The following is a 15,334-nucleotide window of genomic DNA, read 5'->3' on the forward strand; positions in this document are numbered from 1 at the left end:
GAATTCTATGACAAAGAAAATAGTTGCCCTAGCAGGCGACGGAATTGGACCAGAAATTATGGAAGCTGGTTTAGAAGTTCTTGCATCGATAGCAGAAAAAACGGGATTTGACTTTGAGATAGACAGACGACCGTTTGGAGGTGCAGGTATTGATGCTACAGGACATCCCTTACCAGATGAAACACTCAAGGCATGTAGAGAAGCAGACGCTATTCTCCTAGCAGCTATCGGTAGTCCCCAGTATGATAATGCCGCAGTTCGACCTGAACAAGGCTTGCTGGCTCTTCGTAAGGAACTCAATCTCTATGCCAATATTCGTCCGGTAAAGATATTTGAGAGTCTCAATCACTTATCACCTCTTAAGCCAGAACGAATTGCTGGTGTTGACTTTGTAGTAGTGCGTGAGTTGACAGGTGGGATTTACTTTGGAGATCATATCCTGGAAGAGCGCAAAGCGCGTGATATCAACGACTATAGCTATGAGGAAGTAGAACGGATTATACGTAAGGCTTTTGAAATTGCAAAAGGTCGAAATAAAATTGTTACTAGTATCGATAAGCAAAATGTGTTAGCAACTTCAAAACTCTGGAGGAAAGTGGCTGAAGAAGTCGCAAAAGATTTTCCGGATGTAACCTTGGAGCATCAGCTGGTTGACTCAGCTGCCATGCTCATGATTACTAATCCAGCCAAGTTTGATGTTATCGTGACAGAGAATCTTTTCGGAGATATCTTATCTGATGAATCAAGCGTTCTATCTGGTACACTTGGAGTTATGCCATCAGCCAGCCACTCTGAAGATGGTCCGAGTCTTTATGAACCGATTCATGGTTCAGCACCTGATATAGCAGGTCAAGGCATTGCCAATCCCATTTCCATGATTTTATCAGTCGCTATGATGTTGCGTGATAGTTTTGGACGTTATGACGATGCAGAGCGTATTGAGCGTGCTGTTGAGTCAAGTCTAGCTGCAGGTATTTTAACAAGAGATATAGGAGGACAGGCTTCGACTAGAGAAATGACAGAAGCCATCATTGCAAGACTATGAAACTAAACGAAGGAATTACTTTTGCTCTTTTAATTTGGAACTTTTTGATTTTTGTCATCTACGGCATTGACAAATCCAAAGCTAAAAGAGGTGCTTGGCGAATCCCAGAAAAATATTTATTATCATTTGCATTCTTTTGTGGCGGTTTTGGAGCCTGGTTGGCAGGAATTACTTTTCACCACAAGACCAGAAAATGGTACTTTAAAACAGTTTGGTTCCTAGGAATAGTAACTACACTAGCGGCTTTGTATTTTGTATGGAGGTAATGAATGGCAGGAAAATCGATTTTTGATAAATTATGGGACCTCCACGTGATTACAGGAGAAGAAGGACAGCCTCAACTCATGTATGTAGATCAGCACTACATTCACGAGGTGACTAGTCCTCAAGCTTTTCAAGGATTACGAGATGCAGGGCGTAGATTGAGAAGACCGGATTTAACATTTGGCACTTTTGACCACAATGTACCGACAGTAAATATCTACGATATTCGAGATGTAATCTCTAAAGCACAGATTGATAAGTTAGCTGAAAATGTTGAAGAGTTTGGAATCGAACATGCTGCCCACGGTTCAGAAAAACAAGGTATCGTTCATATGGTTGGTCCAGAAACAGGACGAACACAACCAGGAAAATTTATCGTCTGCGGAGATAGCCATACAGCGACCCATGGAGCTTTTGGAGCCATCGCCTTCGGAATTGGGACTAGTGAAGTCGAACATGTCTTTGCTACTCAAACCATTTGGCAGGTTAAACCCAAGAAAATGTTGGTGGAATTCACTGGAATTCCTCAAAAAGGAGTTTATGCCAAAGATTTCATCCTAGCCTTGATTGCAAAGTACGGTGTTGCTTGTGGTGTTGGCTACGTGGTGGAGTATCGAGGTCAGGCCATTGATGCACTGAGCATGGAAGAGCGAATGACCATCTGCAATATGTCCATTGAATTTGGCTCTAAGATGGGAATTATGAATCCAGACCAGACCACCTATGACTATCTTAAGGGGCGCGAGTGTGTCCCAAAGGATTTTGACGCAGCAGTTGCTGATTGGAAAAGGCTTGTTAGCGACGACGATGCTGTTTATGACAAGGTGATTCGTATGGATGTTTCTGAATTAGCACCTATGGTGACTTGGGGAACCAATCCTGCCATGGGAGTTGACTTTGAAACTAGCTTCCCAGAAATAAAAGATATGAATGATGAACGTGCTTATCATTACATGGATTTACAACCAGGTCAGAAACCAGCAGATATCGAACTTGGCTATGTTTTTATAGGTTCTTGTACCAATGCAAGACTAAGTGATTTACAACTAGCAGCTCGATTTGTAGAAGGGAAGAAGATCGCTCGAAATTTGACGGCTATCGTGGTACCTGGTTCGCGACCGGTCAAGCGAGCTGCTGAAAAGTTGGGCTTGGATAAGATTTTCCAAGATGCTGGCTTTGAGTGGAGAGACCCAGGTTGCTCTATGTGTCTAGGGATGAATCCTGACAAGGTACCAGATGGTGTTCACTGCGCCTCAACTAGTAATCGTAACTTTGAAGATAGACAGGGATTTGGTGCCAAGACTCATCTTTGCAGTCCAGCTATGGCAGCTGCGGCAGCAATTGCAGGACGTTTCGTAGATGTACGGAAAATGCCAGAAGCTCAGTAAGGAGAGGATATGGAGAATTTTACAGTTTATACGGGAACGACCGTTCCTCTGATGAATAACAATATCGATACCGACCAAATTCTTCCCAAACAGTTTCTGAAGTTGATTGACAAGAAAGGTTTTGGCAAATACCTCATGTATGCTTGGCGTTATTTGGACGATAAGTACACTGAGGATCCAGATTTTGTCTTTAACCGACCTGAATATAGCAAAGCTACTATCCTCATCACGGGAGATAACTTTGGAGCTGGTTCTTCGAGGGAGCACGCAGCTTGGGCGTTAGCAGACTATGGTTTTAAGGTCGTAATTGCAGGATCTTTTGGAGATATTCATTACAATAATGAACTCAATAATGGCATGTTGCCAATTGTTCAACCAAGGGAAGTTAGAGAAAAGCTCGCCCAATTGAAACCAAGCGACCAGGTAACTGTCGACTTGGAGCAACAAACAATCATCACACCAGTTGGGGAATTCACTTTCGAAATCGATAGCGAATGGAAACACAAGCTCTTAAATGGTTTGGATGATATCGGTATTACCATGCAGTATGAAGACTTGATTGCTGCTTATGAAAAACAACGTCCAGCCTATTGGCAGGATTAGAATAAATATAGAAAAGGAAAAAGAACTATGACAAAACACATTCAATGGAACGGAACACTTTCACAAGAAGGTTATGACATTTTAAAAGGTGAGGGCGGATGTATCGTTTGTCCTACTAAAGTCGGTTACATTATCATGACTAGTGACAAGGCTGGACTTGAGCGTAAGTTTGAGGCCAAAGAACGTAATCGTAACAAACCAGGCGTAGTCCTCTGTGGTAGTATGGATGAGCTTCGTGCTTTAGCACAGCTAAATCCTGAAATTGAAGCCTTCTATCAAAAACATTGGGACCAAGATATTCTCCTCGGTTGTATCCTTCCATGGAAACCAGAAGCCTTTGAGAAACTAAAAGCATACGGTGATGGACGTGAAGAACTCATGACTGACGTTCGTGGAACTAGCTGTTTTGTTATCAAGTTTGGTAAAGCTGGTGAACAATTATCTGCCAAACTTTGGGAAGAAGGAAAAATGGTCTACGCTTCATCAGCAAACCCTTCTGGAAAAGGAAATCGTGGTAAGGTTGAAGGTATCGGTCAACGTATCGAAGGAGCAGTGGACCTTGTCATCGAAGCAGACGACTACGTTGCCTCAATCCAACCAGACAAAACAGTTGAAACTCGCTACGAGCAAGGTGTGATGGTCTCTATGGTTGATAAAGACGGCAAGCTTATTCCAGAACAAGGAGGAGAACGTTCAATCTCACCAGCACCAGTTGTGATCCGTAAAGGGCTTGACATTGATAAAATCATGATGCATTTGTCAGATACCTTTAACTCATGGGACTACCGCCAAGGGGAGTATTATTAGGATAAAAAAGAAGTCTAGTGTTAAGAGGGAATACCCCACTCTACACTAGGCTTTTTCTTTAGGAATTCTTTTCATTTTCCATAGGATATGATATTATATATGTGAAATATATGTAAATAGCTAATAGCAATATTCAAACATCGATAGTAAAAGGAGTAAGATTGATGATGAATAGAAAAGCTGGTTTCGAAGACTTCTGCGAATGGTACCTTTCAATTAGAGAATATTTATTAGGTAACGCAAGGATTGAAGACGCTTATACTGAAAAATCTAAAGAAGAATTTCTTAAGGAGTGGCCACTTGATAAGATCTTAACTATGTCTATTGATGATTATGTCATTGGGAAAGGGGGACAAAACAACTCTTTTTGCTATGAACTAGAGCACGGAAAATACAAAACACTATTTTTGGGGATTGGTGGAGGTGGATCTTCAAAATTCGGTATTTATTGGAATGAAAAAACAAAGAGTTATAAAGATCAAGCTAATAAAGTCATTCCTCTTTCAGAATTGGATCATCGATTTGCAAAATTAAAATCAGATTTGTATGAAATTATTAAAGAAGGTATTCATTTCAAATTTGATAAACCTATCTTTGATATAAAAAAATCAACAAATGAATTTATTGGTCGTTCTGCGATGGTAACAAAATTACTTTGTATCTATTCTGAGGAAAGTTCTTTCTTTGGTGTGAATACTAATAGTAATAAAGAATTTTGGAACAACTTTGTTTCTCAGAAAAATCAAGGAGGACCCTACCTTCAGAATCATGAAATTTGTCAACTGGTTTCTAAAACCTTTCCTGAACTAACATCTTCAATGTTAGGAAGAATACTACATGAGTATTCAAAAGATTTTATGGACAGTAATGATAATAAACGGGAGGAACGAATGGTTACACAAATTAATCTACAAAATCCATTGAGTCAAACTCTACTACAATCCAAAAACCTCATTCTTCGTGGTGCACCTGGTACAGGAAAAACTTATCTTGCTAAAGAAATTGCCAAAGAATTAACAGATGGCAACGAAGAACAAATCGGATTTGTACAGTTTCACCCATCCTATGATTATACGGATTTTGTGGAAGGTTTAAGACCGGTATCAAATGGGGATGGAGCTATTGAGTTTAGGCTACAGGATGGTATTTTTAAAGATTTTTGTCAGAAAGCAAAAGAAGCCCAATTGATTGGAGGACAAGATAATTTTGATGAGGCTTGGGATTCTTACTTAGAATATATAAATGTTGCTGAAGAAAAAGAATATATAACAAAAACATCTTACTTATCTGTTAATAGTAGACAAAATTTGTCAGTAAATTATGATAGTGGTGTTCCAGGATGGTCACTACCTCGCAAATATGTTTACGAGTTGTATAAAGATAAAAATTATAATAAGCAAGAATACTACAAAAGTGGTGGAAGAACTGTCCTAGAAACATTGAGAAAGAGATTTGGTCTGAAAGACTACCTTTCCCCAACAGAAATTGATACTGATAAGAAATTCGTCTTCATCATCGATGAAATCAACCGTGGTGAGATTTCTAAGATTTTTGGGGAGCTCTTTTTCTCTATCGACCCTGGCTATCGTGGTAGAGATGGGGAAGTTTCTACCCAATATGCCAATCTACACGAAAGTGATGACAAGTTTTATATTCCTGAGAATGTCTATATTATAGGAACCATGAATGATATTGACCGATCAGTGGATACATTTGATTTTGCTATGCGTCGTCGTTTCCGTTTTGTTGAAGTTACTGCTGAAAGCCAACTATACATCCTTGATGAAAAACTAGGTGAGCATGCTGAAGAAGCTAAAACTCGACTAAGGAACTTGAATGTTGCTATCGAAAATGTTCAGGAGCTAAACAGTCATTATCATATCGGACCAAGTTATTTCCGTAATTTAAAAGAATTGGATTATGATTATGAATTACTCTGGTCTGATTATCTCAAACCACTTTTGGAAGATTACTTGCGTGGTTCTTATGAAGAAGATGAAATACTGAATACTTTGAAAAAAGCATATGATCTGACAAATCAGCAAGATATTGGTGATGACGATGCAGTTAACTGACAATCAACAGGCCTTAAACAAAGAAGAGTTTATCACAGAATATCCTAAAATTAGTCAAGTTCTTTTAGATAGAACTCTAGATAATCTTTCTCAAGAAGATAGTATCTTTATATTTCCAAACGACTTGAAAAATTCTCCTGATTTGGATAAGGACCAAAAGATTTTGGAAACAGTCAATCAGAAAATTAAAACAGGGAATGTGATTGGATTTCTGGGGTGTGGTCAGGAGAGATTAACCATTTCTTCTCGCTTTTCGAGTAAAAGTGATGACTATTTTTTGCATTATCTATTGCAGAAAGTTCTAAATATCAATCTCACTAGTTTGGATGTTGGTTTATCGCGCGAGGAAAGACTCTATCAGCTTTTAATCTACCTCTTTCCAAAGTATTTGGAAGCTGCTATGCGAAAGGGACTTTATAAGGAATACCAGAGGTTTTCTCATAATGATAGTCATATCAAGGGAGTGATTGATGTAGTAAATCATCTCAAGAAAAATCTTCCTTTCACAGGTAATATTGCTTATACTACAAGAGAATTTACTTATGACAATCCGATGATGCAGTTGATTCGTCATACTATCGAGTACATTAAAAATCAAAAATCTCTAGGAAGAGGCATCATTTATACTAATCGTGAAAATATTACAGAAATAATTCGTGTAACACCTTCGTATGAACAAGCTGATCGTGCTAAGGTTATTCGACGAAATCAAGATAAACCCCTTCGTCATGCCTACTTTCGCGAGTACAGAAAATTGCAAGAGCTGTGTCTGATGATATTAAACAGAGAAAAGCACGGTTTTGGATATCAAGAGCAAAAAATTCATGGCATTCTCTTTGATGTTGCTTGGCTTTGGGAAGAGTATGTTCATACCTTGTTGCCAAGAGAATTCATCCATCCTAGAAATAAGGATAGGACGGACGGTATTTCAGTATTTTCTAATCGTGAAAGAAAAGTATATCCAGATTTTTATGATAGAGAACGAAAGATTGTTCTAGATGCTAAATATAAAAAACTAGAATTGACTGAAAAGGGAATCAATCGTGAAGACTTGTTCCAGCTGATTTCTTATTCTTATATTTTAAAAGCTGAGCAGGCTGGACTTGTTTTTCCGAGCAAGGAAAAGGTAGTTGATAATGAGATAGGTAAGCTAGCAGGTTATGGAACATTCTTGAAGAAATGGTCTATCCAAATTCCTCAAAAGACGTCATCCTACAGCGAATTCTATGAAATGCTAGGGAAGTCAGAAAAAATTTTTCAAAATAATATAAAACAAAATTAGAGAGCCTATAAACTCTCTATTTTTATATGAAATTAGCAGTAAAATCCGAACGTTATAAATTTTAGGTTTCAAAATAATTGACAAAAACTTTACCTTAGTTTATAATCTTTAAAGGAAACGTCGGAAAAGGCGTAGTGATGCGCAAGCATAGGTAGGTCATTATAAAAGAAACGAGACATCGAAATGTTAAACGAATTTCCGATTTTTGACTATGAAGATATTCAACTAATTCCTAATAAGTGTGTTCTTCAAAGTCGAGCAGAAGCTGACACACAAGTAACACTAGGGAAGCACACCTTTAAATTACCAGTTGTTCCTTCTAATATGCAAACTATCTTGGATGAAGATGTTGCAGAACAACTTGCAAAAGGTGGTTATTTCTATATCATGCATCGCTTCGATGAAGCTGGACGCATTCCTTTTGTAAAACGCATGCATGAAAAAGGGTTGATTGCTTCTATCTCTGTTGGTGTTAAGGATTATGAGTATGACTTTGTTAGTCAATTAAAGGAAGATGCGCCAGAGTATATCACTATTGATATCGCTCATGGACATGCCGACAGTGTGATTTCAATGATTCAGCACATCAAAAAAGAATTGCCAGATACCTTTGTCATCGCTGGTAACGTTGGTACTCCCGAGGCAGTTCGTGAACTTGAAAATGCTGGAGCAGACGCTACTAAGGTCGGAATCGGTCCAGGTAAAGTATGTATTACTAAGGTTAAAACAGGCTTTGGTACAGGTGGTTGGCAACTAGCAGCTCTTCGCTGGTGTGCTAAAGCTGCGCGTAAACCGATTATTGCCGATGGTGGTATCCGTACACACGGAGATATTGCTAAGTCAATTCGCTTTGGTGCTAGTATGGTTATGATTGGCTCACTATTTGCAGGCCATATCGAAAGCCCTGGTAAAACTGTCGAAGTCGATGGTAAACAATTTAAAGAATACTATGGTTCTGCTTCAGAATACCAAAAAGGTGCCTATAAGAATGTCGAAGGTAAGAAAATTCTTCTTCCTGCCAAAGGACATTTACAAGATACCCTAACTGAGATGGAACAAGATTTGCAAAGTTCGATTTCTTATGCTGGAGGTCGAAAGGTAGCTGATCTTAGACATGTAGATTATGTGATTGTGAAGAACTCTATCTGGAATGGAGATGCTCACTAAAAATATCATTACTTATTTATGCCGCGAATTGGCGTGGCGTTTCTACAAGGTACCGTAAATACCTAACAATGAGTAAGTCAAGAGAGATAAAAGAAGCAGAGATATCTGTTTCAATCTTTCTAAGGGGCTTACTTTGTAAGTCCCTTTTTATTTCGGAGGTTAATGTGAAATTACTAGAGGAACGTATTTTAAAAGATGGGAATATTCTAGGTGAGAATATTCTTAAGGTGGATTCCTTCTTGACCCACCAAGTTGACTATTCCTTGCTGCGTGAGATTGGTCGTACTTTTGCAGAGCATTTTAAAAATGCTGGCATTACAAAAGTTGTAACCATTGAAGCATCTGGAATTGCTCCAGCTCTATATGTTGCAGAACAATTAGATGTACCTATGATTTTTGCTAAGAAGGCAAAAAATATTACCATGAATGAAGGAATTTTAACTGCAGAAGTATTTTCTTTCACGAAACAAGTTACTAGCACTGTATCTATTGCAGGGAAGTTCTTATCTCCAGGAGATAAAGTATTAATTATTGATGATTTCTTGGCTAATGGTCAAGCAGCTAAAGGTTTGATTCAGATTATCGAGCAAGCTGGTGCTACAGTTGAGGCCGTCGGAATTGTGATTGAAAAATCCTTCCAAGATGGTCGTGAGCTGTTAGAAAAATCAGGTCATCAGGTAGTATCACTTGCTCGTTTAGAGCGTTTTGAAAATGGAAGAGTTATCTTCAAGGAGGCAGACATCTAATGAAACAACAGGAAAAACACTCACAGGCAGCCGTTCTTGGTTTGCAACACTTACTTGCTATGTACTCAGGTTCAATCCTAGTACCCATCATGATTGCAAGTGCTTTGGGGTATTCAGCTCAACAGTTGACATACCTTATCTCTACAGATATCTTTATGTGTGGGGTTGCAACTCTCCTACAATTGCAACTCAATAAACACTTCGGTGTTGGTTTGCCTATTGTTCTTGGGGTAGCCTTCCAGTCTGTTGCTCCACTTATTATGATTGGACAAAGTCATGGTAGTGGTGCCATGTTTGGTGCCTTGATTGCTTCAGGGATTTATGTTATCCTGATTTCAGGTATCTTCTCTAAGGTTGCCAATCTTTTCCCTGCAATCGTAACTGGTTCTGTTATCACAACTATCGGATTGACCTTGATTCCAGTTGCTATCGGAAATATGGGAAATAACGTTGAAAAACCAACTGGACAAAGTCTAGCCTTGGCAATGATTACTGTTCTCATTATTCTTTTGGTCAATATCTTTACAAAAGGATTTATCAAATCTATTTCGATTTTGATTGGTTTGATTGTCGGTACGATTATTGCAGCGACTATGGGCTTGGTTGATTTTTCTCCAGTAGCAGAAGCTCCACTGGTTCATATCCCAACTCCATTCTACTTTGGCGCTCCACAATTTGAGATTTCATCTATTGTCATGATGTGTATCATCGCTACTGTATCCATGGTAGAATCAACTGGGGTTTATCTTGCCCTTTCTGATATTACTAAAGATCCAATTGATAGCACTCGTCTCCGTAATGGTTATCGTGCTGAAGGTCTCGCTGTTTTACTTGGTGGACTTTTCAATACCTTCCCTTATACAGGATTTTCACAAAACGTAGGTTTGGTGAAACTTTCAGGTATTCGTACTCGTTTGCCAATCTACTACGCAGCTGGTTTCCTTATCTTACTCGGTCTTTTGCCTAAGTTTGGTGCCTTGGCTCAGATTATTCCTAGCCCTGTTCTTGGTGGAGCAATGCTCGTCATGTTCGGTTTTGTGTCTCTCCAAGGGATGCAAATCTTGGCTCGTGTAGACTTTGAGCACAATGAACACAACTTCCTCATTGCAGCAGTGTCTATTTCTGCTGGGGTTGGATTGAACGGAAGCAATCTCTTCAATACTTTACCGACTGAACTGCAAATGTTCTTCTCAAATGGTATCGTCATTGCGAGTGCTGTAGCCATTATCTTGAATGCTATTTTGAATCGTAAAAAATAAAAATAAATGAGAAGTGATAGAAATATCCTTCTCATTTTCTTTTTTAGAGCTTGAATATTGTTTCTATAGTCCTTTTTATGGTAAAATGGTTTTATGAATGAAAGAATGAAAGAGCTCGTTGAGTTGCTCAATCGCTATGCGACAGAGTATTATACAAGTGATAACCCATCTGTATCTGATAGTGAGTATGATCGTCTTTATCGTGAACTGGTAGAGTTAGAAAATGCTCACCCTGATCAAGTTTTACCAGAAAGTCCGACCCATCGCGTCGGAGGTAAGATTCTAGATGGATTTGAAAAATATAGTCATCAGTATCCTCTCTATAGTTTGCAGGATGCTTTTTCACGTGAAGAACTCGATGCCTTTGATGCGCGTGTTCGTAAAGAATTGGATGATGTTACTTATATCTGTGAGTTGAAGATTGATGGTTTATCGATTTCCTTGACTTATGAGCAGGGAATTTTTGTTGCTGGAGCAACTCGTGGTGATGGTTCAATTGGTGAAAACATCACGGAAAATCTCAAACGTGTCAAGGACATTCCTTTATCCTTACCAGAGAAATTAGATATCACTGTTCGTGGTGAATGTTATATGCCAAGAGCTTCTTTCAATCAAGTCAATCTTGCTCGTCAAGAAAACGGCGAGCCTGAATTCGCCAATCCACGAAATGCTGCTGCAGGAACACTTCGCCAATTAGATACAGCAGTAGTAGCCAAACGTAATCTTGCAACCTTCCTCTATCAAGAAGCAAGCCCTTCAACTCGGGATAGCCAAGAGAAGGTTTTGGAACATTTAGAACAATTGGGTTTTGTTGTTAATCCAAGACGCCTATTAGCACACAGCATGGATGAAGTTTGGAAGTTTATCCAAGAAGTAGGTCAAGAAAGAGACCAATTGCCTTATGATATCGACGGTGTCGTAATTAAGGTCAACGACCTAGCTGGTCAAGAGCAACTTGGATTTACAGTTAAAGCGCCTAAGTGGGCAGTCGCTTATAAGTTCCCTGCAGAAGAAAAAGAAGCAAAACTGCTTTCTGTTGACTGGACAGTAGGACGAACTGGTGTCGTAACTCCGACTGCCAATCTTACTCCGGTGCAATTGGCAGGTACAACAGTTAGTCGTGCAACGCTTCATAATGTTGACTATATCGCTGAAAAGGATATCCGCAAGGATGATACAGTCATTGTTTACAAAGCGGGTGATATCATACCAGCCGTTCTACGAGTGGTGGAGTCTAAACGTGTGTCGGAGGAAAAACTAGATATCCCAACAAACTGTCCAAGTTGTGAGAGCAAGCTGTTACACTTTGAAGATGAGGTGGCTCTTCGTTGTATAAACCCACGTTGTCCAGCTCAAATCAAGGAAGGTCTAATTCACTTCGCATCTCGTGACGCCATGAATATCTCTGGCCTTGGCCCATCAATCGTGGAGAAATTATTTGCTGCTAATTTGGTTAAGGATGTTGCAGATATTTATAGCTTGACTGTGGAAGATTTTCTCTTATTAGATGGTATCAAGGAGAAATCAGCTCAAAAACTTTATCAGGCTATTCAAACTTCTAAAGAAAATTCTGCTGAAAGACTTTTGTTTGGTTTGGGGATTCGTCATGTAGGAAGTAAGGCAAGTCAGTTGCTTTTACAAAACTTCCACTCAATCGAATCGCTAGCACAAGCCAGTCCTGAAGAAGTTGCAGGCATTGAAAGTTTGGGAAGTGTCATTGCTCAAAGTCTCCAATCTTATTTTGAGACTGAGGGCGCTAAAATCCTTTTAAGAGAATTGAAAGAATTAAATGTTAATCTAGATTATAAAGGACAGGTCGTTGTAGCAGATGCTGCCTTATCAGGTCTAACAGTCGTATTGACAGGAAAACTTGAACGTCTTACTCGCTCGGAAGCTAAAAGTAAACTCGAAAATCTTGGAGCCAAGGTAACGGGTAGTGTATCGAAGAAGACGGACCTTGTGGTAGCAGGAGCAGATGCAGGTAGCAAACTCCAAAAAGCACAAGAACTTGGAATTGAGATTCGAGATGAAGCATGGTTGGAGAGTTTGTAAACAATACACACTACTAGCTAGATGAACAGTGTAGATTTCTGTGTTCAACGAGCAAAAAAGATACTATTTTTTAGAAAAATTTAACAATTAGAAATTAGGGAGAACTATGTACAATTATCCTGTACTTATTCATTATCATCGTAAGGATGAAGCATATCAGAGTTGCAACTTTAGTAAAAGGCCAGCTGATTCAGTAGAATTTGTTAAAGAGCAAGAATACTTTGGAGAGAAGTTTTCATTTACCCAATCAAGTGAAACACCTCTTGAACAAATGGTGTTTACAGTTGATAAAGATGGAGTAAGCAAAGAATATCCTATCCGATTCAATCATTATCCACTCTTAACAGAAGTTTGGATTTTAGATGGAGATGCCACCGTTTATTATTCTGAAAACCCAGCCATTGCAAGTCCACACTATAAAGATCAAAATCCATTTGCTTTTGATAAAGCGATTAACAGTGCTAGTTTTGATCACCACTGGGGTTACCAAGGAGAGTTGGGATGCCAGGTTTCTGAAGAAGAAACAAGCTTTAAACTTTGGTCGCCAACAGCAACAACTGTACAAGTTGTAGTTTATGAATCAGCAAGTAATGATGCGGCTATCCTAAAGACTTATGAAATGCAACGTGGTAACAGTTATTCATATAGTCACAAGGATAATACAATTGGCGTTTGGAATTTGACAGTTCCTGAAAGTCTTGCTGGTCGTGCCTATCAATATCAGATTAATTTTCCACATCATCAATCATTGACACGAGATCCATATACCATTGCGACAAGTCCAGATGGCAAACGTTCAGCGATTCTTTCAGAAAAAGAACGTCAAGTTGAAGGTTTTGAAGTTAAGAATGGAACGGAAGCTACTTGGCGATTGGAAAATTCTTGTCAAGCGGTTGTTTACGAAATGCATATTCGTGACTTGACCAAGTCTGAAACTTCTGGTGTTGCTCCAGAATTAAGAGGAACATTCTTGGGTGCTGCCCAGACTGGAACAGTCAATCACTTCGGTCAGTCTACTGCATTTGACTACATCAAGGAACTTGGTGTTAACTATGTTCAACTGCAACCAATTGCTGATCGTCACAAAGAGTATGATGCAGATGGAAATGTGACCTACAACTGGGGTTACGATCCACAAAACTACAATGCACCAGAAACCAGCATGTCTACGAATCCAAATGATCCAGGACAAGTTATCCGCGATTTGAAGACGATGATTCAAGCCTATCATGATGCTGGTATTGGTGTCATCATGGACGTTGTATACAACCATACGTTTTCAACTGTTGATGCCCCATTCCAAACAACAGTCCCAGACTATTATTACCGAATGAATCGCGATGGAAGTTATCAAAATGGTACTGGTGTAGGAAACGAGACTGCGAGTGAACATGAAATGTTTCGTAAGTACATGATTGATTCACTTCTTTATTGGGTGAACGAATTTAATGTCGATGGTTTCCGCTTTGACTTGATGGGAATCCATGATATTAAAACCATGCAGATGATTCGTTGGGCTATGGATGAAGTCGATCCTAAAATCATCCTTTATGGAGAAGGCTGGGATATGGGAACTGGTCTTGCTCCTTATGATAAGGCTAAGAAAGACAATGCCTATCAATTACCTAATATTGGCTTCTTCAATGATGATCAACGTAATGCGGTAAAAGGTGCTGAAGTTTATGGTGATATCAAAACAGGCTTCGTAAGTGGTGCTGCCACTGAACCGATTGTTGCCAAAGCTATCCTTGGTAGTCGTGAACTGGGCTCTTATCTAAGCCCTAACCAGGTTGTCAACTATGTAGAAGCCCATGATAACTATAACTTGCATGATTTATTAGCGACACTTCATCCAACAGAAGACCAAGCAAGTATCATGAAAAAGGTAGAAACAGCAACTGCAATGAATCTACTCATGCAAGGCATCTCCTTTATGGAACTTGGTCAAGAGTTTGGACGTACCAAACTGGTTCCTACAGGTGAAAACGGTGAGTTGACTCATGATGATCGCGAACGTGCTATGAACAGTTACAATGCTCCAGACGCTGTTAACCAGGTAGACTGGGACTTAATCAATGAGCGTCAAGAAAGCATAGAATTTATTCGTCAGATTATAGGTCTTAAAACAAAGAGTAGTGCCTTTTCATACCCTACATACGAGGAAGTATACCGTCACGTCTTTGTTCACACAGCTATTGAAAATAGTGGATGGATTGTCTATGAAATTCAGGAAGATGACGAGCATTACTTAGTGGTCTTTAATGCTAAAGGAGAATCCCACTATTATGAAAATGCGGGAAACCTTGAAATGCGAATCACTAATAGTCGTTCAAACCAAGAAAACACTCTTGAGAATGTGAGTGTTGCAGTTATGAATGTTTTATCTTAAGTCTTAGATCGAAGACGGAGTCAATGAAATGTAGGGCAAAGCTATTTTGTAGAGTCCAATGAATGAACAAAAATGTTTCAAAGGCTCATTTCTACTAAAAATACGAGGTCGGGATTTTTGATCCCGGCCTATACTTCTAGAAAGTCTTCTTTGAAGTCGAAAATAAAACTAAAATTTTCAGAAAAAGTAGTTCATTTTCAAGTACTGGACAGATAGAAAAAAGCAGAAGTTTCATTATTAATTGAATTAAAATTAGA

The 15,334-nt window shown here is 39.1% G+C and carries 12 protein-coding genes and 1 riboswitch; all 12 genes read left to right on the plus strand.

Annotated features, from left to right (window positions below; all coding sequences use genetic code 11):
• The first annotated feature begins 7 nt into the window (after positions 1-7).
• The 12 genes from leuB (at position 8) to pulA (ending at position 15,077) form a co-directional block, all read left to right on the plus strand.
• On the plus strand, positions 8-1,045 hold the full coding sequence (gene leuB, locus QM382_RS01955; RefSeq protein ID WP_414272256.1) for a 3-isopropylmalate dehydrogenase: 1,038 nt from the start codon (positions 8-10) through the stop codon (positions 1,043-1,045).
• Entirely contained in the window at positions 1,042-1,311 is a 270-nt protein-coding gene (locus QM382_RS01960) for a DUF1294 domain-containing protein (RefSeq protein WP_414272257.1), read from the plus strand. The genes leuB and QM382_RS01960 overlap by 4 nt, the downstream gene beginning before the upstream one ends.
• Positions 1,312-1,314: 3 nt before the next feature.
• Positions 1,315-2,697 (plus strand): 3-isopropylmalate dehydratase large subunit, encoded by a 1,383-nt coding sequence (leuC, locus tag QM382_RS01965; protein ID WP_414272258.1) that lies wholly within the window; start codon positions 1,315-1,317, stop codon positions 2,695-2,697.
• A 9-nt stretch (positions 2,698-2,706) separates the two neighbouring features.
• The gene (gene leuD / locus QM382_RS01970) at positions 2,707-3,300 is read left to right on the plus strand and encodes a 3-isopropylmalate dehydratase small subunit (protein ID WP_414272259.1); all 594 of its coding nucleotides are present in this window, start codon (positions 2,707-2,709) and stop codon (positions 3,298-3,300) included.
• Between the two features lie 27 nt (positions 3,301-3,327).
• Entirely contained in the window at positions 3,328-4,107 is a 780-nt protein-coding gene (locus tag QM382_RS01975) for an L-threonylcarbamoyladenylate synthase (protein ID WP_414272260.1), read from the plus strand.
• 164 nt (positions 4,108-4,271) lie between these two features.
• Positions 4,272-6,182: an McrB family protein gene (locus tag QM382_RS01980; RefSeq protein ID WP_414272261.1), complete on the plus strand. Its 1,911-nt coding sequence runs from the start codon at positions 4,272-4,274 to the stop codon at positions 6,180-6,182.
• Positions 6,169-7,464, plus strand: coding sequence for an McrC family protein (locus tag QM382_RS01985; RefSeq protein ID WP_414272459.1), 1,296 nt, complete (start codon positions 6,169-6,171; stop codon positions 7,462-7,464). Before QM382_RS01980 ends, QM382_RS01985 begins: the two co-directional genes overlap by 14 nt.
• A 183-nt stretch (positions 7,465-7,647) precedes the next feature.
• Positions 7,648-8,631 carry a GMP reductase gene (gene guaC / locus QM382_RS01990; RefSeq protein ID WP_254724131.1) on the plus strand — a complete coding sequence of 328 codons (984 nt, stop codon included), beginning with the start codon at positions 7,648-7,650 and terminating at the stop codon, positions 8,629-8,631.
• Positions 8,624-8,720: riboswitch (purine riboswitch) on the plus strand. (Overlaps the previous gene by 8 nt.)
• A gap of 75 nt (positions 8,721-8,795) precedes the next feature.
• Positions 8,796-9,377, plus strand: coding sequence for a xanthine phosphoribosyltransferase (locus QM382_RS01995; protein ID WP_178894947.1), 582 nt, complete (start codon positions 8,796-8,798; stop codon positions 9,375-9,377).
• Entirely contained in the window at positions 9,377-10,636 is a 1,260-nt protein-coding gene (locus QM382_RS02000; RefSeq protein ID WP_178894948.1) for a nucleobase:cation symporter-2 family protein, read from the plus strand. The genes QM382_RS01995 and QM382_RS02000 overlap by 1 nt, the downstream gene beginning before the upstream one ends.
• A gap of 93 nt (positions 10,637-10,729) precedes the next feature.
• On the plus strand, positions 10,730-12,688 hold the full coding sequence (gene ligA / locus QM382_RS02005; protein WP_178894949.1) for an NAD-dependent DNA ligase LigA: 1,959 nt from the start codon (positions 10,730-10,732) through the stop codon (positions 12,686-12,688).
• Positions 12,689-12,794: 106 nt separating this feature from the next.
• A complete protein-coding gene (pulA, locus tag QM382_RS02010; protein WP_414272262.1) occupies positions 12,795-15,077 on the plus strand; it encodes a type I pullulanase in 2,283 nt (760 codons plus the stop codon).
• Positions 15,078-15,334 lie beyond the last annotated feature (257 nt).

Source organism: Streptococcus infantis (assembly GCF_047465185.1).
GTDB lineage: Bacteria > Bacillota > Bacilli > Lactobacillales > Streptococcaceae > Streptococcus > Streptococcus infantis_O.